The sequence below is a fragment of the Tabrizicola sp. BL-A-41-H6 genome, from assembly GCF_050632395.1.
Classification (GTDB): domain Bacteria; phylum Pseudomonadota; class Alphaproteobacteria; order Rhodobacterales; family Rhodobacteraceae; genus JAUYQR01.
The window spans coordinates 2,960,998-2,981,924 of record NZ_CP192600.1 but is presented as its reverse complement, the minus strand read 5'-3'; the positions used below and the strand labels follow the sequence as shown (position 1 = coordinate 2,981,924).

Genomic DNA, 20,927 nt, shown 5'->3' with positions numbered 1-20,927 from the left:
GCTTACACCTGCAGAACTGACGAGACGAGAAGCTGGGTATAGGCGTGCTGCGGATCATCCAGAACCTGATCGGTCAGGCCCTGTTCCACAACCCGGCCGCCCTTCATCACCATCAGACGGTGCGCCAGAAGGCGGACGACGGCAAGGTCGTGGGTGACGATAATGACGCTGAGACCAAGGTCGCGGACAAGGCCGCGCAGCAGGTCGAGCAGGCGTGCCTGCACGCTGACGTCAAGCCCGCCGGTCGGTTCGTCCATGAACACAAGGCGCGGCCCGGTGACCAGGTTGCGGGCGATCTGCAGGCGTTGCTGCATCCCACCCGAAAAGGCGGAGGGGCGGTCGTCGATCCGGTCGGCCGCAATTTCCACCCGCCCCAGCCAATCGGTGGCCTTGTCGCGGATGTCGCCGTAGTGGCGGGCGCCGACCGCCATCAGCCGTTCGCCGACGTTGCCCCCGGCGGAAACGCCCATCCGCAAGCCGTCGCGCGGGTTCTGGTGGACATAGGCCCAATCGGTGCGCGACAGGCGGCGGCGCGCGGTTTCGGCCATCGTCAGGGTGTCGCGCCCGTCGTAGTCTACCCGGCCAAGATCGGGCTTCAGGTGCCCGGCAAGGCAGGACAGAAGCGTGGATTTGCCCGAGCCGCTTTCGCCGACGATGCCAAGCACCTCGCCCGGGTAAAGATCGAAGCTGACGTCGATGCAGCCGATGCGGGTGCCGTAGCGTTTGGTCAGTCCTTCGACCCGCAGAAGTGGCGCGTCAGTGACGGACAATGTTTGCATCAGGGTCATGCCGCGCCCTCTTGCCGGGGCCTGCCTTGCCCCTCCTTCCTTGTGGGGAAATGTGCGGGATCGGCCGCGAGAGGGCCCTTGTGGCCGGCTGTACGGCGGGCGCTGCAGAAATCGGTGTCGGAACAGACGAACATCCGGCCGCCCTGATCGTCGGTGATCACCTCGTCCAGATAGCTGGCCTTCGCGCCGCAGAGGTCGCAATCGTGCGGAGCCTTGGAGGCGTGGAACGGGTGGTCGTCGAAATCCAGGCTGACGACTTCGGTGAAGGGGGGCACGGCGTAGATGCGCTGTTCGCGGCCTGCGCCGAACAGTTGTATCGCGCGGTTGCCCGACAGTTTCGGGTTGTCGAACTTCGGGATCGGTGAGGGGTCCATCACATAGCGCCCCTCGACCTTGACCGGGTAGGCGTAGGAGGTAGCAATCTGGCCGTGGCGGGCGATGTCTTCATAAAGCTTGACGTGCATCAGGCCGTATTCCTCCAGCTCGTGCATCTTGCGGGTCTCGGTTTCGCGCGGTTCGAGAAACCGCAGGGGTTCGGGGATCGGGACCTGGTAGACGAGGATCTGGCCATCCGTCAGCGCCGTTTCGGGGATCCGGTGGCGGGTCTGGATGATCGTCGCCTCGGTGGTGGATTCGGTGACGGCGACACCGGCGGTGCGCTGGAAGAATTTGCGGATGCTGACGGCGTTTGTGGTGTCGTCCGCGCCCTGGTCGATGACCTTCAGGCGGTCGTCGGGCACAAGGCAGGCCGCTGTCACCTGCACGCCACCGGTGCCCCAGCCGTAGGGCATGGGCATCTCGCGGCTGGCGAAGGGAACCTGATAGCCCGGCACGGCGATCCCCTTCAAGATCGCGCGACGGATCATGCGCTTGGTCTGTTCGTCGAGGTAGGCGAAGTTGTAATCAGTCATGGGAAGCCCCCGACGAAAGGAATGCGGTGTGACGGCAGACGAATGGCTGATTGTGCTGATCCCGCTGGCGATCTTTCTTGTCGTGGCCGGGTATGTGATCCGGCGCGAACGCCTCAAGGACCAGCGCCGGAAATCGCTGCGCAGAGACGAAGGCGGTGGCTACGTCTGGGTGGAGATCGACGGCACGCCGGGACGGTCGCGGGACGATCCGCGCGACCGGTGGGATGCGCAGAACGCGGTTGATGCGGATGGTGACGGGGGTGGAGACTAGGCTCATTCCGCAGCCTCTTGCATCATCTGCGCCTCAAGCCGCAGGCGCCGGACAAGCTCAAGTTCGGCCTGAAAATCGACGTAGTGCGGCAGCTTGATGTGTTCCAGAAACCCGGTCGCCTGAATGTTGTCGCAGTGGTAAAGCACGAATTCCTCGTCCTGCGCGGGGGCGCCGGTATAGTCTTCACCAAGTTCGTTCCAACGCAGGCTGCGGTCCACGAGGCTCATCGCAATAGCCTTGCGTTCGGTCTGGCCGAACACCAGCCCGTAGCCGCGGGTGAACTGCGGAGGTTCGGTTTTCGAGCCTTTGAACTGGTTGACGGTTTCGCATTCGGTCACCTCGACCTCGCCGATTTCTACGGCAAAGCCAAGTTCGGGGATGTCGACCTCGACCGCGACGCGACCGATACGCAGTTCGCCCACGAAGGCGTGGGTGCGGCCGTAGCCGCGCTGGGTGGAATAGGCCATCGACAGGACGAAGCCTTCGTCGCCGCGCGTCAGCGCCTGCAGACGCAAAGCGCGCGAGGCGGGAAGTTCAAGCGGGGTGCGCGTCAGGTCGGTGGGGGCGGAATCGGTGGCGGTCGCCTCTTCGATCAGGCCGTCGCGGTTCAGAAAGCTGGCCACATGCGGAACCGGCTGCGGGGCGGTTTGCGGTGCGTCCACTTTCTCGGGTGGAGGGGCGAAGTGAGCTTCGCCTTCAGCCATCAGCGCGAAATCCAGCAGACGGTGGGTGTAGTCGAAAGTCGGGCCTAGCACCTGCCCGCCGGGAAGATCCTTGAAGGTCGCCGAAATCCTGCGGTCGAGGGTCATTGTCGCCGTATCGACCGGGTTCGAGGCGCCAAGGCGGGGCAAGGTGGTGCGGTAGGCGCGGATCAAGAACACCGCCTCGATAAGGTCGCCGCGCGCCTGCTTGATCGCCAGCGCCGCAAGATCGGGGTCGTAAAGCGAGCCTTCCGCCATTACCCGGTTCACCGCCAAACGCATCTGTTCGCGGATCTGGGCGACGGTCAGTTCGGGCACGTCCCGGTCGCCCCTGCGTTCTTCGGCCAGCCAGGCGTGGGCGTTGTCGATGGCGCGTTCGCCACCCTTGACCGCAACATACATCAGATCGCCTCCACTCGGGTTGATCGGGGCAGTCCGGCAAGCCGGGCGCCGCAGGTAAACAGGCAATCGAAGCCCAGTGGAAACAGCGCCCGGTTCGCGCGGAAAGCCGCGGTTTCAGGCAGGCTGAGCCATGACACCGTCTCGATCCCCGGTCCGGTCAGGCAGGCGCCGTGGGTGGTAAGGCGGTCCACCTCGACGATCAGCGTGGCCGAACGGTCGGGATAATCCGGCGTGCCGATGCGATAGCGGGTGATTGGCTGCAGCGCCTCCCAAGTGCCAAGGGCAAAATCGGCATCCCCTGCCGCAACAAGGGGCGCGCCGATGTGAAACGCGATCCAGTCGCAGACTTCGGCGCAGTCTGCGGCACCGGCAAGGTGCAGCGGCGTGGTGGCATCGGCCAGCGTCAAAAGTGCCACCCCAGCCGCGACTGAAAGCGGCGATGGCGGCGACGCGCCGGCGACCGGATGAATGGTGCCGGGCCGCGCCAACGCCTCAAGGATCGCGCGGAAGGCTTGCGCAGACTGCTGGGGGGTAGCGGAAAACCCGCCTGTGAGGCTGGCGACCGTCATTTGTCTTCTCCGCGGACGAGGGTGAAGAAATCGACCTTGGTTGTGGCGGCGCGGGCTGCGCGGGCTGCCGTGGCTTCAGTGGCCTCGGTGGCAAGGACGTCGACGATGGCCTTCCCGATTTCGGGGGCGGCGTCGGTTTGCATCAGTGCATCGACAATGGCCGCGCGCGTTGCGTGTGCCTTGTCGCGGCCCTGCACCCAGGCGTGACCGACCGAGCCTGCGGAAAGTTGGACCGAGGCGCGCGTGACCGTCATTTCGCCAAGGTTGAACGCCTCGCCCGTGCCGCCGATACGGCCCCGGACCATGACGGCACCAACCTCGGGCGAGCGCAGGAAGCGGTGCTCGGGCAGGGCGGGCAACAGTTGCGCCAGACGTCCGGGCGCGGCTTTGGCCAACACCGACATCCAGGTCTGGCGGTCTTTCGTCGGGGGCAGGGTCATTTGATTCTCGACAACTTGCGGCCACGCTTGTGGACCTATACAACTAGACAAATACTACTGGCCGCAGCCCGGAGCGGCAATCGAAGAGTTGTGAATTTTTGGTGACAGGAACCCACCTTGGCAATCTGGTCCGAGATCGCCGGCACACTGCGCGATGAGATAGCGGGAGGGGCTTATCCCCCCGGGTCGCGCTTGCAAACCGAGGCCGTTCTGGCGCAGCGGTTCGGCGTCAACCGCCATACCGTGCGGCGTGCGCTGGCGGACCTTGCGGGTCAGGGGATTGTGCATTCGCGGCGGGGGGCGGGTGTTTTCGTAGCTGCGCGTCCGACGGTCTATCCGCTGGGCCGGCGGGTACGCTTTCACCAGATCATCGCCGCCGAGGGGCGCACGCCGTCACGACAGATCAGAAGTGTCGACACGCGTCCGGCGACGGCTGCCGAAGCGGTGGGGTTAAGGCTGGCGGCAGGGTCGCAGGTGCATGTCGTCGAGGGTGTGTCGCTGGCGGATGGCCACCCACTGGCGTCGTTCCGGTCGGTGTTTCCGGCGGCGCGGTTCCCCGACCTGCCCGCCGCAATCCGCGAGCACGGGTCCATCACCGAGGCGTTGCAGGCGTGCGGGTTGGCGGACTATACCCGCGCCGAAACGCGGCTGACCGCGCAGTCCGCGCCGGCGGTGCTGGCGCTGGCTTTGCAGGCGGCCGAAGGGTCGGCGGTGCTGCAGTCGGTCGCGGTCAATGTCGATGCGGCGGGTGTGCCGGTGGAGCACGGCACGACGTGGTTTGCGGGCGAGCGGGTGACGCTAACCGTCAGCCCTGACTAGCCGCCGTAGGCATCGAGAAAGGCTTCGGCCTTCAGGGTGCGAAAATCGAGAAGGGCCCGACGCAGGCGCGCGTGATCCCAATCCCACCAGGCGAGGGCCAGCAGGCGGTCGATGATCGGCTGTGAAAAGCGGGCGCGGAGGGTCGTGGCGGGGCAGCCCGCGACGATCATGAAGGGGGCGACATCCTTGGTCACGACCGCGCCGGAGGCGACGATGGCGCCGGTACCGATGGTGACCTCGGGTTTGATGATCGCGCCGTGGCCGATCCAGCAATCGGGGCCGAGGGTGGTGTGGCGGGCGGCGCGTGCGGCGAGGAAATCGGCATCGTCGGGCGTGTCGGGCCAGTAGTTTGTCGAGCGGTAGAGAAAATGGTGCTGGGCTGCGTGCGTGAAGGGGTGGTCGGTCGGGCCGATCCGGGTCATCGCCGCGATGTTTGAAAAGCGGCCCACGGTGGTGTTGGCAATGTCGGAGAAGCGGTCGCAGTAGGCATAGGCTTCGAAGGTGGAGTTGAGGACGCGGGAGCCTTCGCCGACCTCGGTCCAGGGGGCGAGGCGGGAGGCGATCACCTGCGCCGTGGGATGAATCGTCGGCCCGTCGGGCGAGAGGCGTGTCCCACCGTGGGACGGGGTGCCGACTTGAGGCATTTCAATGGGTTGCGTGGCGGCGTTCAGCATTTCTTAACTTTCTGGCGGAGGGGTGGCGGGGTTTGCTGGGCGCGGATGTGTGCCGCCGGCGGAGGCGCGGACGATCCGCGCGCCGAGGCGCTTTTCGGGGCGCATGCCGGGGCGCGCAGGCATCGTCAGGGACCCTTTATCAATTTGCGGCGAAGCCAGCCGGAGAGGGTGTCCATCGCCATAACCATGAGCACGATAAGGACCATGTAATAGGCGACCTCTTCCCAATCCTTCTGGGTGATGATCGCCTGCGTCAGAAGCAGGCCAATGCCGCCGCCGACGATGGCACCGATCACGGTAGCGCTGCGGGTGTTGGATTCGAGGTAGTAAAGCACCTGACTGAGCAGTATAGGGGTGATCTGCGGGATGACCCCAAACCGCGCGCGCAGCACAGAGTTGGCCCCAGTGGAGCGCACCCCCTCTACCTGCTTTTCATCTATGTTTTCGAGGGCTTCCGAGAAGGTCTTGCCGAAGGTTCCGGCATCGGTGATGGCGATGGCGATGGCACCTGTCATCGGGCCGGGTCCGAAGGCGCGGCTGAGGATGATGGTCCAGATCAACCCGTCCACGCCGCGGATGAAATCAAACACGCGGCGCGCGGCAAAACGCAGGGGTCCGAGGGGCATGAAGTTGCGCGCGGCCAGAAAGCCGAGCGGCAGGGCCACCAGCGCGGCCGTCATGGTGCCGAGGAAAGCCATCAGGATCGTTTCAAAAATGGCCCATGCAACGTCGCCGTGGCGCCACATCTTGTTGGTCCAGAATTCGGCGGCCATGTAGCCGAGGTTGGAACGCGCGGGGTCGATCCGGTCGCCGGTGGTGGCGAGGGCTGCAAGCTGGCCCCAGCTTTTGCCGTAGAACGGGCTGTCGAGGGTGAAGAACCAAAGCTCCCACCCCGGTTCGTATTTGAAGGTTTCGACCTTTGAGCGGGAATAGTTGAAGCGGCCGGCATCGGTGGTGACGCTGATCTTGTTTTCCGACACCGAGATCCAGTCGGGGATCGGTTCGGGCGCGGTCAGGACGGGTTTGCCGCCTTCGGGGTGGATGTCGATCGTGCCGTAGCCGGGGACGACCATGCGTGCGCCGGCGTCGTCGTAGGTGACGCTGTAGCCGGTGCCGAGGTCGATCCTGGTGACGGGTCCGGTGATGGTGACCCAGTCGGGCAGCATGCCGGGGGGGTAGGTGCCCTTGGCCTCGCCTTCGATCGCGACGGTCACGTCGCCGGAGCGGTTGTCGCGGGTCACGTGGGTCTTGTGTGACCAGAAGTCGGACAGAAGGATCGCCGCGTTGTCGAGGCGGGCGCGCTGGGCGAGGCCGGCAAGATCAAAGCTGATCGCGGCGTAAAGGAGGTAGGCGAGGATCGCGGCGGGAACGGCGAACGCCATGCGGCGGCGCGCGGCGAAGCGGTTGGTGATGGCATCGGCCAGCGACGGGGACAGGGTGGCGGTCATGGCTCAGGCTCCCTGCACCAGTCGGTGGCGGTAGTGGTCGGAGATGCGGTCGACGAGGACGATGGTGGCGAAGAGGAGGAGGAAGATCGCCACCACCTCGTCGTATCGCCCCTGACCCCATTGCATCGCCAGTTTCAGGTCGTGGCCGATGCCGCCCTCGCCGACGAAGCCGAGGATGGCGGAGGCGCGGACGTTGATCTCGAACCGCAGGAGGGCGTAGCTGAGCCAGTTCGGGGCGACCTGCGGGAGGACGCCGAGCCACATGCGCTGCGACCATGTGGCGCCGACCGAGGCGAGGCCTTCGACGGGCTTGAGGTCGGCGTTTTCGGCGACTTCGGAGAAGAGCTTGCCGAGGGCGCCGCCGGTGTGGAGCGCGATGGCGATGACGGCGGGGACCGGGCCACCGCCGAGGATGTAGATCAGCACCAGCGCGATGACGATTTCGGGAATGGCGCGCAGGGCATCCATCGTGCGGCGGAAAAGCGGGATCGCGCGGGGCCAGCGGGCAAGGCCGCGGGTGGCCAGAAGGGCAAGCGCCATGGCGGCAAGCGCGCCGAGCAGGGTGGAGACTGCGGCGATGTTCAGGGTTTCAATCAGGGCGGGGACGTGGTCCCAGATCATCGCGGGCAGGTGGGCGCGGTCGGTCCAGGCTTCGGTCAGCACCTCGGACGGGAAGTCCAGGGTTTGGGGCAGGCCGCTCCAGAAGCCACCAGCGTTACGGGTGTCGGCCAGCATCCATCCCGAGGCCATCAGGGCCACGAAGATCACGAGCAGGATGCCGCCATACATGCGCTTGCGGCGGACCATCTCGAGATAGGCTTCGCGGGCGTTGGTGGTGTCGGGGCGCGTGCCCGGCGTTGGCCCGAAGGCGATGTCGACCATGGTTCCCCCAAAGAAAAGGCCGGGTCTTTTGCAAGACCCGGCCGGTCGTCATGAAAAAGGTTACATGCCTTCCTGCATCTTGCGGGCGGCGAGAATGCCGTCGTAGGCGGCCGGTTCGACGGGCACGAAATCCTTGGCTTCACCACCGGCGAGGTTGTAGGCGCACTCCGGGTCGGATTCCCACAGGTCGGCGGTGAGGGCGGTGACCTTGTCCTTGACGTCCTGCGGCAGGGCCTTGCGGACGACCATCGGGCCTTCGGGGATCAGGGTGGAGCGCCAGATTTCCACGAGGTTCGACATGTCGACGAGGCCGGCGTCGGCTGCCTTGCGGAACGCGCCGGAGTTGTAGCCGTCTTCCCAGTTGCCCAGGCCGTCGGCCCACGACACGCCAGCGTCGAAATCGCCGTTGGCGACGCCGACGATGGTCTGTTCATGGCCGCCCGACATCTTCACTTCGGAGAAGTACGCGTCGAGGGGGCCGTATTTGGCCGAGAGTTCGGCGCCGGGGACGAGGTAGCCGGAGGTGGAGTTCGGGTCGGCGAAGGCGAAGACCTTGCCCTTGGCATCGTCGAGCGAGGTGATGCCGGTGTCCTTGCGGGTGAAGCCGATCGAGTAGTAGCCGGTCGAACCGTCGGCGTTCTGCTTGGTCAGTTTGACTTCGACGGCTTCGGGGTCGGTCAACTGTGTCTTGGCATAGGCGGAGGCGCCGAGCCAGGCGTAGTCGATGGTGCCGCCGAGAAGGCCCTGGATGACGCCGTCATAATCGGCGGGGGTGAACACCTTGACCGGGACGCCGAGGGCGGCTTCGACCTTGGCGCGGAAGCATTCGTTCGAGGTCAGGCGGTCCTGCGCGTTTTCGCCGCCGAGGATGCCGATGTTGAATTCGGTGATGTCCTGCGCGGTGGCGCCGGTGGCGAGGACCGCGGTCAGCGCGGTGGCAGTGAGCAGCTTTTTCATGGGTTCTCCGTGGGTTGGTGGTAGGTTTGTCACGACAGCATCAGGTCGGCGTAGGACCGGTCGACTGCGGTGTCGGTGGGGATGGAGGTCGACGTTGCGGCCTCGTTGAACGTGTCGTCGGCGCCGTAGATGTCGCGGGCGACGCCGGTGGAAAGCTGGTCGGGCGTGCCGTCGAACACGATGCGGCCGTCGCGCATCCCGATGACCCGGTCGCAGTAGCGGCGCGCGGTGTCGAGGGTGTGGAGGTTGGCGATGACCATGCGCCCGTCTTCGAGGTTGATGCGGCGCAGGGTGTCCATCACAACTTGCGCGTTCATCGGGTCGAGCGAGGCAATGGGTTCGTCTGCAAGGATGATCTTAGGGTCTTGCATCAGCGCCCGCGCGATGGCGACGCGCTGCTGCTGGCCGCCCGACAGCGCCTCTGCGCGTTTCGGGGCCTGTTCGGCAATGCCGAGGCGGTCGAGAATGTCGAGCGCCCTGAGAATGTCGGCGCGGGGCCAGAGGTTGAACATCGTCTGCAGTGTGGAGCGGCGGTTCAGGATGCCGTGCAGGACGTTGGAGGCCACGTCCATCCGAGGCACGAGGTTGAACTGCTGGAAGATCATCGCGCATTGGCTTTGCCAGGCGCGGGCGTCGCCGTTGCGCAAGGCGAGGACGTTCTGGCCGTTGACGAGGATCTCGCCCGTGGTGGCGTCGATCAGGCGGTTCATCAGGCGCAGGAAGGTGGATTTGCCCGCGCCGGAGCGACCGATGATGCCGACAAAGGCGGGGCGGTCGACGGTGAAGCTGACCCGGTCGACAGCAGCCTTTGCGCCAAACATCCGTGTCACGCCTTTGACTTCGAGCATCAGTCACCTCTGTCTGTCAGTGAGGCTGTGTCTAGAGTCGGCGTGTGACACTGCGCCCAAAGCGGCGTGAAACTTCTGTGACGTCAGGCGCGGATGTGGCGTGGCCAGATGTAGGTTTCGTCGGGATCGGGAAGTGTCGGGCTGGCCAGCGCCATACAATGGCGGCGGAGGGTGGCGGCAACGCTGTCGCGGTCCAGGTGGCGCAGGGCGAGTGCTGCAATCGGAGAGCCGACGGTCATGTGTGCAGGCTGCGCGATGCGGCGCCGGGTTTCGTGGAAGATCAGCGCTACCCGCAAGGCATAGGATGTGTGGCTGGCAATCTGGAACAGCCGCGAGTTCTGCCCGGCAAAGTGCACGGGCAGGGTGGTGACGCCGGGAATGGTGGCCAGCCGCCCGACGAAGGGATGCCACGCTGCATCGACCGCGCGACCACCAAGCGGCTTGTTGGCCGTGGCAACGCCCCCTGCGGGGAAGATCGCCACGACCTTGCCGGCGGCCAGAAGCGCCGATGCCTGGCGCCGGGTTTCGGCGGTCAAGCGCCGCGCTTGCGCCGTGCCGGAGAAATCGACGGGCAGCAGGTAGGGGTCCACCTCGGGCACCCGGCAAAGCAGGCTGTTGGTCAGGATGCGGACGTTGCCGCGAAGATGAAGGCCGAGGTGGCCGAGGCAGAGTCCGTCGACCACGCCGAACGGATGGTTCGCGACGATGAGGAGGCCACCTTGCGACGGCAGCCGGTCAAGCGGCGTTCTCGAGGTGATCTGGGGCGTGATGGCCAGTTTGCGAAGGGCCGCGGCGAACACCGCCTCGCCGGGGCGTTTGTCGCAAAGCGCCCAGTCAAGGTAGAGGCGGCGGAGGTGCGGCTGGCCGCTGGCCAGTTCCAGCGTGCGGATCATCGCGCGGCGAAACAGCGATTGGCCGGGGTGGGCGTAGGTGAATGTCACATCGGGCGAGATCGGTGCCTGGTCGAAGGACAGCGTGTCGGTCAGCATCAGTGCCTCGCGGTTTTTGGGGGCGCTCCGGGATCGGGGCAATCGGCGGGGCGGGGTGTTGCGGGTATCGGGTGACGCCGTCGGGATAGCCGGTTTTTGTGACGCTGCGACGACGGCGGGATCAAGGCTGGATGACAGGCGGCGGGAACCAAACGCAGCGATCTGCGTTCGACCTTGGGTCGGGTACGGCCAGCCGACATGCCAGGGGCGAATGGCATGGGACGGCCGCGAAGCGAGGGGGTTGCGGATGCGGGAAGATGGCCGGTGTGGGGCCGGAACTACGGCGGCGCGATCGTGTGACGCGGCGGGCAGTCGGTCGCGCTGATGCAGCGGAAATTCTGGTGGTCAGCGCTGGCTTTGTTTTCAGTGGCGACGGTGTCGGCCTGGGGTGTCGGGATCTACCGCGACCGCAACGCGACGATCGACCTTGCCGAGCGGCAGTTGCAATCGACCGCGCTGTTGCTGGAGCAGCACGCCGGACGTGCCTTCGAGGCGGGTGAAGCGGTGTTGCTGGGCGGCGTCGCCATGGCCGAGGACGTGGATCGCGACGATCCGGCAGCGCTTGAGGCGCTGTTTCGCCAGATCGCGCGGCTGCGCGGCGACAGTGACCAGATCACCTCGATCTGGGTGCTGGACGAGGCGGGCACGACGCTGGTGGAAAGCTGGGGCCACCCGCCGAAATCGACCGGGTCTTACGCGGACCGCGAGTATTTCCAGGCGCATCGGAACGGGATGGCCGGGCTTTACATTGGCCCTCTGTCAACCGAGGAGCGCAGCGGCGAGCAGCGCTTTACCCTGAGCCGCGGCATATATGGCGAGGACAACACGTTCTTGGGTGTCGTGGCGGCAGGGGTGCCCAGCGCGTATTTCTCGGACCTTTATGCGCAAGCAGGGCCGGGCGAGGGTGCGCGGATGGTCCTGTCGCGGCTGGATGGCGTGCGGCTGGCCGAATGGCCGCAGACCGAGCCCGGCCGGGCCACGGTGGACGCGATGGCTGCCGAAGCGGGGCGGCAGTTGCAGGTCGTGCGCGACCTTGGCAAGTATCCGGTGCGGATCAGCGTGTCGCGCCCGTTGGACATGGTTCTGGCGCCGTGGCGGCTTAGGGCGCTGGTGACGGGGCTGATCGCGGTGGTGGCGCTGGCGGCGTTTGGCGTTCTGACGGCGCTTGGGTTGCGCACCACCGGGCGGGAGCGGCGGTCGCGGCTGGACCTGATGGCAGCCAAGGCGCATCTGGAAGAGCGGGTGCTGGAGCGGACCGAGGCGCTGCAGATCGCGCATACCCGGCTGCAAAGCCTGCTGACCACGGCGGGGGCCGGCACCTTCATCTGGCAGATGCCAGGCGGCAAGATCCGCTCTGACGCCGGGATAGCGATGCTGTTCGGGCTTGATGCCGGCGTCGACAGCAGCGAGGCCGATTATCTGGAACGGGTGCATCCCGATGACCGCGATGCGGTGATGGCCAAGATGGCGGCACTGCAGGCGGGGGAAACGCGCTACGAGGACGAATACCGTGTGGTGCTGCCGGACGGGTCGACGCGGTGGTGTCTGGCGCGTGGCACGGTGGATGCGAACCGGGTGTTCAGCGGCGCGGTCTTTGACGTGACGGGGTTGAAGCGCGCCGAGGCGGTTGCGGCCGAAAACGAGCGGCGGCTGCAACTGGTGGCCGATGCGGCGCCTGCGTTGATTTCCCATGTCGGGAGTGACGGGCATTACCGGTTCGTCAACCGTGCCTATGAGGAGTGGTTCGGGCTGCCACGGGCCGAAATCGTTGGGAAGCATGTCGGTGAGGTTCTGGGCGATGCGGCGCTGAAGACGGTGGGGCCGATGGTGGACCGGGTGGCTGCGGGCGAACTTGTGCGGTTTGACGCGGTTATACCCTACAGGGACGGCTCTCAGCGTCATGTCGAGGCGGAATACATCCCGAACATCACTGCAAGCGGCAGGGTGGACGGCTTTTTCGGGTTTGTCGTGGATGTCACCCGGCGCAAGCGCGACGAGGCGGCGCTGCTGCAGGCGTCGCGTCGGATGCAGGCGCTGGCGGCGGAGCGGACGGCCATTCTGGGCCAGCTGACCGAGGGTGTGATCGTGACCGACGACACCGGGCGGATCACCTTTGTCAACGAGGCGGCGGCACGGATTCACGGGGTGAACGCGGTCGACATTTCGCCGGACGAATTCTCGACGGTGTATAACCTGTTCACGCTGGAGGGCGAGCCTTACCCGGCCGGTGCGCTGCCCTTGGCGCGGGCGGTCGGGCGTAAGGAAACCGTGATCGACGAGCATTGGCTGATCCGGCGGCCTGACGGAAAGGATGTGGTGGCCATCGGCAGCGCGCGACCGGTCTATACCGACGACGGCCGGTTCATGGGCGGCGTGCTGACGCTGCGCGACGATACCGCGCGGCGCGCCGCGCTGGACGAGTTGGCGCGCAGCGAACGGCGGCTGAATGCAGTTCTGGACAACACGCGGATGGCAGTCTTCATGATGGACGGTCGGCAGCACTGCGTCTACATGAACGCCGCTGCCGAGGCGCTGACGGGTTACACGTTCGAGGAGACCACCGGCCGCCCATTGCACGATGTGATTCACCATTCGCGCCCGGACGGAAGCCGGTTTGCGCTGGAAGACTGCGCCATCGACCGGGCCTATCCCGACAACCGGCAAACTGCGGGCGAAGAAACCTTTGTCCACAAGGACGGGCATTTCTACCCGGTGGCCTATAACGCAAGTCCGATCCGCAACGCCGAGGCACAGTCCATCGGCACGATCATCGAGGCGCGCGACATCCGCGTCGAAAAGGAAAACGCAGAGCGGTTGCAGATGTTGATCGGCGAGTTGAACCACCGGGTGAAGAACACGCTGGCGACCGTGCAATCCATCGTGTCGCAGGCGCTGCGCGGCGAGGATGTGCCGGTGCGGGTGCGCGAGGCGATCGAGACGCGGGTGATGGCCCTGTCGCGGTCGCATGACCTGTTGACGCGGCAGGCCTGGGGCAGCGCCGACCTGACCGATGTTCTGCGCGAGGCCTTGCGGCCCTTTGCGATCGACGGGTCGCGGTCGGAACGCTTTGTGCTGGCGGGGCCGAGTGTGAGGATGCGCCCGAGGGCGGCACTGTCACTGGCGATGGCGTTTCACGAACTGGCGACCAATGCGGTCAAATACGGGGCGCTGTCGAACGAGGCGGGGCGGGTCGTGATCAGCTGGGGCGTCGCGGACGACAGGTTGCATCTGTCGTGGGAGGAGCGGGACGGACCACCGGTGGCGCTGCCAACGCAGAAGGGCTTCGGGTCGCGGTTGATCGAGCGGGGGCTTGCGCACGAGTTGGGCGGGGAGGCAGCGCTGGAGTTTCGCCGTGAAGGGTTGCGGTGGTGCATTGACGTGCCGCTGGCCGGTATCTTCGGCGAGGAGGGGGAGTGACTGCGCGGCGCGTTGCCCGGTGCCGCAACGTGAATGGAACCAACAGCGGGAACGCGAGTTCCCACATGGGAGCATTGCAGGATCAATCATGGCGCGCATTCTGATCGTGGAGGACGAATTCCTTATCGCACTGGTGGCAAACGATGCCCTTGTTGATGCGGGGCATACCATCGTTGGCATGGCAAGCACGTTTGAATCCGGCATCGCGCTGGCGCGCAAGGAGCAGCCGGACCTTGCGGTACTGGACGTGCGGATCGCCTCGGCCCGGGATGGCATCGACCTTGCGCTGGCGTTGCGGGCAGAGCTTGGCATCCCGGCGGTGTTTACCACCGGCAGCCGGGACGACGCGAACGTGATGCGGGCAAGCCCGGCGCAACCGGCCGGATGGTTGCTGAAGCCATACACGGAAGCTGATCTGTTGGCTGCGGTGGCCGACGCGCTGGACGGGATTGATACCGATCCAACAATTCCAGAAATCAAGGCCCTGCTGGGGACGACCGATGGGCGGCGTCATCGGCCTGTGTGATCGCCCGCGGATTGGCGCGGGGATCAGGTTGGAAAGGTGATCCGCACCAGAAGGCCCGATCCGCTGCGGGCCTGGTCAAAGCTGATCGTGGCACCGAACAGTGCCGAAATTTCCGCAGCGATGGCGAGGCCCAGCCCCATACCGGTTGCGGCGCCCTTGTGCAGCGACGGCAGCGGTCGGGCGATGCCGTGCCGGGTTTGCCGCGCCTGATCCATCTGGGCGGCGGTCAGGCCGGGGCCGTTGTCTTCCACTTCCACCGTGACGGGGGTGTTGGTGACGCGCACGGTGACGATGGCGCCGTGCCCGGCATAGGTGATCGCGTTGGTCAAGAGGTTGTTCAAAAGTTCGGCAAGCAGCACCTTGTCGGCGGTGGCGAGCGCGGTTCCAGCACCCTCAAAGCCAAGGTCGATGTCGTTTTGTAGGGCGGCCGGGACCAGTTCGGCGGTGACGCCCTTGGCGACGGCCACCACATCGACGGGGGCAAGGACGGCGGCGCCGCTGCTGGCATCGACTCGGGCCAGGACCAGAAGTTGCGCTAGAACCCGCTCGGCCCGTTCGAGGGCAGTGCGGGCCTTGGCGCTCGCGTCGGTCACCGGGCCGGGGGCGGCGCTGCGGTCAAGCAGCGCAAGCTGGGTGCGCACCACGGCAAGCGGAGTGCGCAACTGGTGGCTGGCGTTGCCGGTAAAGTTGCGCAGCCCGTCCAGCGCGGTGCCAAGGCGGGCCATGAAGGAGTTGATGGCGTTGACCAGCGCCTCGACCTCTTCGGGGGTGTCAGCGGTGACGGGGCGCAGATCGCCGGGCGAGCGTTCTGCGATGGCCTCGCCCAGCCGTTCAAGCGGGCGCAGGGCGACGGTGACGGCGACCCAGACGATGACTGCCACGCCAAGGATCAGCAGGCCGAGCCGCAGGGCGGAGCGGACGAGGATAGCGCGGGCGAGGGCGGCGCGGGCGCGGGTGGATTCGGCGACCGTGACGCTGAAGGGGATGGAGCGGGCGCCGGTCGACACTTCGCGCGTCAGGGTGGCGCTGCGGATATCGACGGAGCGGTAGGTGCCATCGGTGAAGGCGATGCCGCCCGGCGTGTCTGCGGTCACGGCGAGATCGGGGTAGCCGGTCAGGAAGCTGCCGACCGGGCCATCCACGCGGTAGAACACCTTGTCCTGCGCGGTGGAGGTCAGCATTTCGAGCGAAGAGAAGGGGATGTCGACCTCGAGCCCGCCGAACTGGTCGACGGTCACCCGTTCGGCGATGGCGAGGGCGGAGCCGACGAGCACGCGGTCGGACACGCTTTGAGCGGTGCGCAGCGCCTCGCGCCAGGTATCGAGCAGTGCCACGAGGCCAAGGAGGGCGGTGGCGAGGAGGAGCCACAGAAGCAGGCGACGGCGGAGCGAATAGGGTTTCATGCCGGGTCGGACGGCTTTTCAAGAAGGTAGCCGATGCCGCGCACGGTGCGCAGCGACAGCCCGAAGGGGGCCAGACGGCGGCGTAGGCGGGAGATGTACTGTTCGATCGCGTTGTCGGAGAGCATGTCTTCGAGCGAGGTGAGCGACTGGACGATCGCCTCCTTGCCGACGACGCGGCCGGCGCGGGTGAGGAGGAGTTCCAGAAGCGCGCGTTCGCGGGGCGGCAGGTCAAGGTCTTGCCCGAAGGCGGAAAACTGGCGGGTGGTCAGGTCGAGCGTGACCGGACCCAGTGACACGGTGGCGGAACGCAAGCCCGCCTGACGGCGCAGGAGCGAGCGGACGCGGGCTTCGAATTCGCGGATGTCGAAGGGTTTGGCCATGTAGTCGTCGGCACCAAGATCAAGGCCGCGCACCCGGTCTTCCGCCGCGCCGCGGGCGGTAAGGATCATCACGGCTGCCTGATTTCCAGTGGTGCGCATGGCGCGCAGGACTGCCAGCCCATCGAGGTGCGGCAGGTTCAGATCAAGGATCACGAGGTCGAACTGTTCGGCGGCGGCGAGGGTCCGTGCACCTTCGCCATCATGCACGCAGTCGACCGCGTAGCCTGACGACACGAGGAGCGACACCAGCGCCTCGGCCAGGGGAAGATCGTCTTCTACCAGCAGTATCCGCATCGGTCCCTCCCCCCGACGGGCAGGTTAGGGGCAATGCAGGGCGTTGTGAACGGTGTTCTCCTGAGGCAAAGTTGGGGGATGCTGCTACGGTCGATCCTTCTGTGCGCGGGTTTGGCGGGACCGGCCGGTGCCGAGGTGGTGGAGTTTGCCGCACCGGGAAACGAGGCGCAGCGGCTGGTGATCTATTCCACGCTGGACAGCCGGTTGGCGGCGCCCTTGATCGAGGCGTTCCAGGCGCAGCGCCCGGAGGTGGCGGTGCGCTATGAAGACCTGCTGGGCGGCGAGATTGCCGCGCGGGTGATCGCCGAGACGGATGCTGGCACCGAGACGGCGGATTTCGTGTTTTCCGCCGCGATGGACCTGCAACTGAAGCTGGCCAATGACGGTTATGCGCAGCCCGTCGTGGTGCCGGGCGCGCAAGATTGGCCCGCGTGGGCGAAGTGGCAGGACACCGCCTTTGCGATGACGTTCGAGCCGGCTGTGCTGGTCTATCACAAGCCGGCCTTTCCGGACGGGCCGCCACAGTCGCGGCTGGACCTTGTCGAATGGCTGGAGAGTGCGCCAGAGGGCAAGATCGGCACCTATGACATCGAGCAGTCGGCGGTGGGGTATCTGTTCCTTGCGCGCGACGCCGAGCATTTTCCCGACATCTGGTCGGTGCTGGGCCGGATGGCGGATGCGGGGTTGCAGACCTTTCCGACCAGTCAGGACATCATCGACCGGGTGGCGGACGGGCGGCTGCTGATCGGCTACAACATCCTTGGGTCGTATGCGGCCGAGCAGGGCAGGCTGGCGCCCGAGTTGGGGATGGTGCTGCTGCGCGATTACACGGTCGTCATTTCGCGCGTGGCGCTGGTGCCGAGGGCGGCTGCGACGCCCGAGAACGGCACGGCGTTCCTGGCTTTTCTGATGAGCGCGGAGGGCCAGACGCTGCTGTCGGAAAAGCTGCGCCTGCCGTCGGTCAGCCTGGAGGTTTCGGGCGACAACAGCGGTGCTGCGATGCAGGCGGCGCTGGGCGATCAGTTGCGCCCGGTTCCGGTCAGCCCCGGTGTGCTGGTCTATCTGGATCAGGCCAAGCGGCAGCGGTTGGTGCGGCTGTGGCGCGAGGCGATTGGGCGACCTTAGGCCTGTCAGGTTGTTGACAGGTTAGTGTGGTGAACTTTTCCCCAGGGACGGCACGAGGAGGTGCCGCCTGTCGTAAACCGGCACGGGTTGCCGTGCCCTGGGAGGAGAACCTAGATGAAACACACGCTTTTGAGCGCAGTTTTTGCCACGGCGATGGCGCTGCCGGCCGTTGCGGCCGACTATACGATCATTGCCCCCGCTGCCCCCGGTGGCGGCTGGGACAGCACCGCGCGGGCGATGCAGGAGGTCATGCAGGCCGAGGGCATCTCGGGGTCGGTCCAGGTGCAGAACGTGCCGGGTGCGGGCGGCACGGTTGGTCTGGCGCAGTTCGTGTCAAGCGCTGCGGGCGATCCGAACCAGCTGATCGTTGGCGGCTACGTGATGGTGGGCGCGATCCTGACCAACGAGTCGCCGGTTTCGCTGGCCGATGTGACGCCGATCGCGCGCCTGACCGGCGAAGCGGTGGGGATCGCGGTGGCTGCATCGAGCCCGATCCAGACCATCAACGAACTGGTCGAGATGATGAAGGCAGATCCGGGGGCTGTCTCGTGGGCTGGCGGTTCGGCGGGTGGCGTCGACCACATCACGGTGGGCCTGCTGGCCAAGGCGGCAGGCATTGATCCGACCAAGATCAACTATGTCGCCTTTTCCGGCGGTGGCGAGGCGCTGGCGGCCATTCTGGGGAATCAGGTGACGGCGGGCATTTCCGGCGTGGGCGAGTTCCTGCCGCAGGTCGAGGCTGGCACGATGCGGATGCTGGCGGTATCGACCGCCGAGAAGTGGCCGGGAACCGATGCGCCGACGCTGATGGAATCTGGCTATGACGTGAACGTGCAGAACTGGCGCATGGTCGCGGCTGCACCGGGCCTGTCGGACGAGCAGAAGGCGGCGGTCACGGCCGACATCGACAAGCTGGTCAACTCGGCCGGATGGAAGGCGACGCTGGACGCGAAGGGATGGGCCAACACCTACCTGTCGGGTGCCGATTTCGACGCGCAACTGGCCAAGGAGATCGACGCGACGACGACGATCCTGAAGGATATCGGTCTGGTCAAATGACCAAGATCCTGAACGCAACCGGACGTCGCCCCGATGGGGCGGCGTTCATCATCGCGGCGGTTCTGGCGGCGCTGGGCGGGCTGTTGATCTGGCAAGGCCGCGCCATTCCCGACAAGGGCGGCTATGCCGGCATCGGGTCGGGCGATTTGCCGGTGTTCGTCGGCGCGGGGCTGGTGCTGCTGGCGGCTGGGCATGTGGTCAAGGGACTGCGCAATGCCGAACCCCCGCTGCCGCGCCAGCAGCCGGTGCCGATACTGCTGATCGTGGGCGGGTTGGCGTTGCAGTTGATCCTGTTGAAACCGCTGGGGTTTTCGATTGCCTCTGGGCTGTTGTTCGCATCTACGGCGGCCGCGTTCGGCAAGACGAGGGTGGTGGTGACGCTGCCGATCGGCATCATCTTTGCCCTGATCGTCTATGGCGTTTTCGACCAGCTTTTGCAGCTGAACCTGCCTGCCGGAGTGCCGGAAACCCTGATCTTCGGAGGCTGAGATGACCACCTTCGATTTCCTGCTTCAGGGTCTTGCGACGGCGATGGAGCCGATGATCCTGTTTTACGCGCTGGTTGGCGTGACGCTGGGCACGGCGGTTGGCGTGCTGCCCGGCATCGGGCCGGCGTTGACGGTGGCGCTGTTGCTGCCGGTGACCTACGGGCTTGATCCGGCCGGGTCGCTGATCATGTTCGCGGGCATCTATTATGGCGGGATGTATGGCGGTTCGACGACCTCGATTCTTTTGAACACGCCGGGGGAAAGTGCCTCGATCGTGACGGCGCTTGAGGGCAACAAGATGGCCCGTGCGGGGCGCGGCGGGCCGGCCTTGGCAACGGCGGCGATCGGGTCGTTCGTTGCGGGGCTGCTGGCGACGCTGGCGCTGGCGTTTCTGGCACCGCAGATCGTGAAGCTGGCCTTCGTGTTCGGGCCACGAGAATACTTTGCGCTGATGGTGCTGGCCTTTGTCACGGTGTCGGCGGCGTTCGGCGACAGCACGCTGAAGGGGTTGACCTCGCTGTTCGTGGGGCTGGCACTGGCGCTGGTGGGGATTGACGGGCTGACCGGGCAGGCGCGGTTGTCGTTCGGGGTGCCGCAGCTTCTAGACGGGATCGAGGTGACGACGCTTGCCGTGGCGATGTTCGCGGTGGGCGAGGCGTTGTTCGTGGCGGCGCAGGGGGCAGCCAATCAGGACAAGATCCATGCGATCAAGGGATCGGTCGCCATGACACGCGAGGATTGGCGGCGGTCTTGGAAGCCTTGGCTGCGCGGCACGGCGATCGGGTTTCCGATTGGCGCAATGCCGGCAGGGGGCGCGGATATCGCAAGTTTCCTGTCCTATGGGGCGGAAAAGCGGTTCACCAAGCACCCGGAACAGTTTGGCCACGGTGCCATCGAAGGCGTGGCGGGGCCGGAGGCTGCCAACAACGCGGCTGCCGCAGGGACGCTGGTGCCGCTGTTGACACTGGGTCTGCCGACAACGGCCACCGCGGCGATCATGCTGGCGGGGTTCCAGCAGTTCGGGTTGCAGCCGGGGCCGCTTTTGTTCGCCACCTCGCCGCAACTGGTGTGGGGGCTGATCGCCAGCCTGCTGATCGCCAACGTGATGCTTCTGGTTCTGAACCTGCCGCTGATCCGGCTGTGGGTGAAGCTTTTGATGATCCCGCGGCCGTGGCTTTATGCGGGCATCCTGCTGTTTGCGACGCTTGGCACGATCGGGGTGAACCCGTCGCCAGTGGAGCTGTCGATGCTGCTGATCTTCGGGGTGATGGGGTACCTGATGAGGCTTTACGGGTATCCGATTGCGCCTGTCGTGGTGGGATTGATCCTGGGGCCGATGGCAGAACAGCAGTTGCGCCGGGCCTTGTCGATCTCGCAGGGGGATTGGACGACGCTGGTGAGCACACCGGTGGCGGCGGGGCTGTTGGCGGTTGCTGTGGCGGCGTTGGTAGTGCCGTTCCTGCTGCGGTTGCGCGGGCGGGGCGCGGTGCTGGCGCAGATCGGCAAGGATGAGGATTGAGGCGGGGTCAGGCGGGC

The 20,927-nt window shown here is 66.1% G+C and carries 21 protein-coding genes; 8 read left to right on the top strand and 13 right to left on the bottom strand.

The genetic code is table 11. The features are described 5' to 3' along the window. Positions 1-2: 2 nt before the first annotated feature. Positions 3-788, bottom strand: coding sequence for a phosphonate C-P lyase system protein PhnK (gene phnK, locus ACROUL_RS14585; protein WP_431300183.1), 786 nt, complete (start codon positions 786-788; stop codon positions 3-5). Next, positions 785-1,699, bottom strand: a complete 915-nt coding sequence (locus ACROUL_RS14580) for an alpha-D-ribose 1-methylphosphonate 5-phosphate C-P-lyase PhnJ (protein WP_431300182.1) — start codon at positions 1,697-1,699, stop codon at positions 785-787. Before ACROUL_RS14580 ends, phnK begins: the two co-directional genes overlap by 4 nt. 28 nt (positions 1,700-1,727) lie before the next feature. Between ACROUL_RS14580 and ACROUL_RS14575 the strand changes: the two genes are divergently transcribed. Further along, complete coding sequence (locus ACROUL_RS14575; protein ID WP_431300181.1) at positions 1,728-1,970, top strand: hypothetical protein; 243 nt, start codon at positions 1,728-1,730, stop codon at positions 1,968-1,970. 2 nt (positions 1,971-1,972) lie between these two features. Here the strand turns inward: ACROUL_RS14575 and ACROUL_RS14570 are convergent, their stop codons facing one another. Genes ACROUL_RS14570 through phnG form a run of 3 tightly spaced genes read right to left on the bottom strand, consistent with a single transcriptional unit; the run spans position 1,973 to position 4,082 of the window. Continuing rightward, a complete protein-coding gene (locus tag ACROUL_RS14570) occupies positions 1,973-3,073 on the bottom strand; it encodes a carbon-phosphorus lyase complex subunit PhnI (protein ID WP_431300180.1) in 1,101 nt (366 codons plus the stop codon). Beyond that, on the bottom strand, positions 3,073-3,642 hold the full coding sequence (phnH, locus tag ACROUL_RS14565; protein WP_431300179.1) for a phosphonate C-P lyase system protein PhnH: 570 nt from the start codon (positions 3,640-3,642) through the stop codon (positions 3,073-3,075). Before phnH ends, ACROUL_RS14570 begins: the two co-directional genes overlap by 1 nt. Continuing rightward, a complete protein-coding gene (gene phnG, locus ACROUL_RS14560; protein ID WP_431300178.1) occupies positions 3,639-4,082 on the bottom strand; it encodes a phosphonate C-P lyase system protein PhnG in 444 nt (147 codons plus the stop codon). Before phnG ends, phnH begins: the two co-directional genes overlap by 4 nt. Positions 4,083-4,199: 117 nt before the next feature. Between phnG and phnF the strand changes: the two genes are divergently transcribed. Continuing rightward, positions 4,200-4,901: a phosphonate metabolism transcriptional regulator PhnF gene (gene phnF / locus ACROUL_RS14555; RefSeq protein WP_431300177.1), complete on the top strand. Its 702-nt coding sequence runs from the start codon at positions 4,200-4,202 to the stop codon at positions 4,899-4,901. Here the strand turns inward: phnF and ACROUL_RS14550 are convergent. The 6 genes from ACROUL_RS14550 to ACROUL_RS14525 all read right to left on the bottom strand — a co-directional run bounded on the left by ACROUL_RS14550 (position 4,898) and on the right by ACROUL_RS14525 (position 10,699). Then, the gene (locus tag ACROUL_RS14550; protein WP_431301316.1) at positions 4,898-5,545 is read right to left on the bottom strand and encodes a chloramphenicol acetyltransferase; all 648 of its coding nucleotides are present in this window, start codon (positions 5,543-5,545) and stop codon (positions 4,898-4,900) included. The genes phnF and ACROUL_RS14550 overlap by 4 nt on opposite strands. Before the next feature lie 155 nt (positions 5,546-5,700). After that, complete coding sequence (gene phnE, locus ACROUL_RS14545; RefSeq protein ID WP_431300176.1) at positions 5,701-7,023, bottom strand: phosphonate ABC transporter, permease protein PhnE; 1,323 nt, start codon at positions 7,021-7,023, stop codon at positions 5,701-5,703. 3 nt (positions 7,024-7,026) lie between these two features. Continuing rightward, the gene (phnE, locus tag ACROUL_RS14540; protein WP_431300175.1) at positions 7,027-7,905 is read right to left on the bottom strand and encodes a phosphonate ABC transporter, permease protein PhnE; all 879 of its coding nucleotides are present in this window, start codon (positions 7,903-7,905) and stop codon (positions 7,027-7,029) included. A 60-nt stretch (positions 7,906-7,965) separates the two neighbouring features. Beyond that, the gene (phnD, locus tag ACROUL_RS14535; protein WP_431300174.1) at positions 7,966-8,862 is read right to left on the bottom strand and encodes a phosphonate ABC transporter substrate-binding protein; all 897 of its coding nucleotides are present in this window, start codon (positions 8,860-8,862) and stop codon (positions 7,966-7,968) included. Between the two features lie 29 nt (positions 8,863-8,891). Then, entirely contained in the window at positions 8,892-9,710 is an 819-nt protein-coding gene (gene phnC, locus ACROUL_RS14530; protein WP_431300173.1) for a phosphonate ABC transporter ATP-binding protein, read from the bottom strand. A gap of 83 nt (positions 9,711-9,793) precedes the next feature. After that, a complete protein-coding gene (locus ACROUL_RS14525; protein ID WP_431300172.1) occupies positions 9,794-10,699 on the bottom strand; it encodes a 1-acyl-sn-glycerol-3-phosphate acyltransferase in 906 nt (301 codons plus the stop codon). A gap of 324 nt (positions 10,700-11,023) precedes the next feature. Between ACROUL_RS14525 and ACROUL_RS14520 the strand changes: the two genes are divergently transcribed. Both ACROUL_RS14520 and ACROUL_RS14515 read left to right on the top strand, forming a co-directional pair. Continuing rightward, positions 11,024-14,116 (top strand): PAS domain S-box protein, encoded by a 3,093-nt coding sequence (locus ACROUL_RS14520; RefSeq protein WP_431300171.1) that lies wholly within the window; start codon positions 11,024-11,026, stop codon positions 14,114-14,116. Between the two features lie 88 nt (positions 14,117-14,204). Beyond that, positions 14,205-14,642: a response regulator gene (locus tag ACROUL_RS14515; RefSeq protein WP_431300170.1), complete on the top strand. Its 438-nt coding sequence runs from the start codon at positions 14,205-14,207 to the stop codon at positions 14,640-14,642. A gap of 23 nt (positions 14,643-14,665) precedes the next feature. On the opposite strand, the gene ACROUL_RS14510 is transcribed toward ACROUL_RS14515, so the two are convergent. Both ACROUL_RS14510 and ACROUL_RS14505 read right to left on the bottom strand, forming a co-directional pair. Beyond that, on the bottom strand, positions 14,666-16,045 hold the full coding sequence (locus ACROUL_RS14510) for a sensor histidine kinase N-terminal domain-containing protein (protein ID WP_431300169.1): 1,380 nt from the start codon (positions 16,043-16,045) through the stop codon (positions 14,666-14,668). Then, a complete protein-coding gene (locus tag ACROUL_RS14505) occupies positions 16,042-16,719 on the bottom strand; it encodes a response regulator (RefSeq protein WP_431300168.1) in 678 nt (225 codons plus the stop codon). The genes ACROUL_RS14510 and ACROUL_RS14505 overlap by 4 nt, the downstream gene beginning before the upstream one ends. 78 nt (positions 16,720-16,797) lie before the next feature. Between ACROUL_RS14505 and ACROUL_RS14500 the strand changes: the two genes are divergently transcribed. From ACROUL_RS14500 to ACROUL_RS14485, 4 genes are all read left to right on the top strand, one after another. Beyond that, positions 16,798-17,844: an ABC transporter substrate-binding protein gene (locus ACROUL_RS14500; protein ID WP_431300167.1), complete on the top strand. Its 1,047-nt coding sequence runs from the start codon at positions 16,798-16,800 to the stop codon at positions 17,842-17,844. 114 nt (positions 17,845-17,958) lie between these two features. Continuing rightward, on the top strand, positions 17,959-18,903 hold the full coding sequence (locus ACROUL_RS14495; protein WP_431300166.1) for a Bug family tripartite tricarboxylate transporter substrate binding protein: 945 nt from the start codon (positions 17,959-17,961) through the stop codon (positions 18,901-18,903). Then, a complete protein-coding gene (locus tag ACROUL_RS14490; protein WP_431300165.1) occupies positions 18,900-19,391 on the top strand; it encodes a tripartite tricarboxylate transporter TctB family protein in 492 nt (163 codons plus the stop codon). The genes ACROUL_RS14495 and ACROUL_RS14490 overlap by 4 nt, the downstream gene beginning before the upstream one ends. A gap of 1 nt (position 19,392) precedes the next feature. After that, positions 19,393-20,910 (top strand): tripartite tricarboxylate transporter permease, encoded by a 1,518-nt coding sequence (locus ACROUL_RS14485; protein WP_305569719.1) that lies wholly within the window; start codon positions 19,393-19,395, stop codon positions 20,908-20,910. Positions 20,911-20,927: the final 17 nt, after the last annotated feature.

What these genes read in the sequence shown, in the direction of transcription:
- ACROUL_RS14525 (WP_431300172.1), bottom strand. Translation starts at nt 10,699, where the DNA reads ATGCTGACCGACACGCTGTCCTTCGACCAGGCACCGATCTCGCCCGAT.
- ACROUL_RS14515 (WP_431300170.1), top strand. Translation starts at nt 14,205, where the DNA reads ATGGCGCGCATTCTGATCGTGGAGGACGAATTCCTTATCGCACTGGTG.
- phnK (WP_431300183.1), bottom strand. Translation starts at nt 788, where the DNA reads ATGACCCTGATGCAAACATTGTCCGTCACTGACGCGCCACTTCTGCGG.
- ACROUL_RS14520 (WP_431300171.1), top strand. Translation starts at nt 11,024, where the DNA reads ATGCAGCGGAAATTCTGGTGGTCAGCGCTGGCTTTGTTTTCAGTGGCG.
- ACROUL_RS14550 (WP_431301316.1), bottom strand. Translation starts at nt 5,545, where the DNA reads ATGCCTCAAGTCGGCACCCCGTCCCACGGTGGGACACGCCTCTCGCCC.
- ACROUL_RS14580 (WP_431300182.1), bottom strand. Translation starts at nt 1,699, where the DNA reads ATGACTGATTACAACTTCGCCTACCTCGACGAACAGACCAAGCGCATG.
- phnD (WP_431300174.1), bottom strand. Translation starts at nt 8,862, where the DNA reads ATGAAAAAGCTGCTCACTGCCACCGCGCTGACCGCGGTCCTCGCCACC.
- phnH (WP_431300179.1), bottom strand. Translation starts at nt 3,642, where the DNA reads ATGACGGTCGCCAGCCTCACAGGCGGGTTTTCCGCTACCCCCCAGCAG.
- ACROUL_RS14485 (WP_305569719.1), top strand. Translation starts at nt 19,393, where the DNA reads ATGACCACCTTCGATTTCCTGCTTCAGGGTCTTGCGACGGCGATGGAG.
- ACROUL_RS14510 (WP_431300169.1), bottom strand. Translation starts at nt 16,045, where the DNA reads ATGAAACCCTATTCGCTCCGCCGTCGCCTGCTTCTGTGGCTCCTCCTC.
- phnE (WP_431300176.1), bottom strand. Translation starts at nt 7,023, where the DNA reads ATGACCGCCACCCTGTCCCCGTCGCTGGCCGATGCCATCACCAACCGC.
- ACROUL_RS14570 (WP_431300180.1), bottom strand. Translation starts at nt 3,073, where the DNA reads ATGTATGTTGCGGTCAAGGGTGGCGAACGCGCCATCGACAACGCCCAC.
- phnE (WP_431300175.1), bottom strand. Translation starts at nt 7,905, where the DNA reads ATGGTCGACATCGCCTTCGGGCCAACGCCGGGCACGCGCCCCGACACC.
- ACROUL_RS14505 (WP_431300168.1), bottom strand. Translation starts at nt 16,719, where the DNA reads ATGCGGATACTGCTGGTAGAAGACGATCTTCCCCTGGCCGAGGCGCTG.
- ACROUL_RS14495 (WP_431300166.1), top strand. Translation starts at nt 17,959, where the DNA reads ATGAAACACACGCTTTTGAGCGCAGTTTTTGCCACGGCGATGGCGCTG.
- ACROUL_RS14490 (WP_431300165.1), top strand. Translation starts at nt 18,900, where the DNA reads ATGACCAAGATCCTGAACGCAACCGGACGTCGCCCCGATGGGGCGGCG.
- phnG (WP_431300178.1), bottom strand. Translation starts at nt 4,082, where the DNA reads ATGACCCTGCCCCCGACGAAAGACCGCCAGACCTGGATGTCGGTGTTG.
- ACROUL_RS14500 (WP_431300167.1), top strand. Translation starts at nt 16,798, where the DNA reads ATGCTGCTACGGTCGATCCTTCTGTGCGCGGGTTTGGCGGGACCGGCC.
- phnC (WP_431300173.1), bottom strand. Translation starts at nt 9,710, where the DNA reads ATGCTCGAAGTCAAAGGCGTGACACGGATGTTTGGCGCAAAGGCTGCT.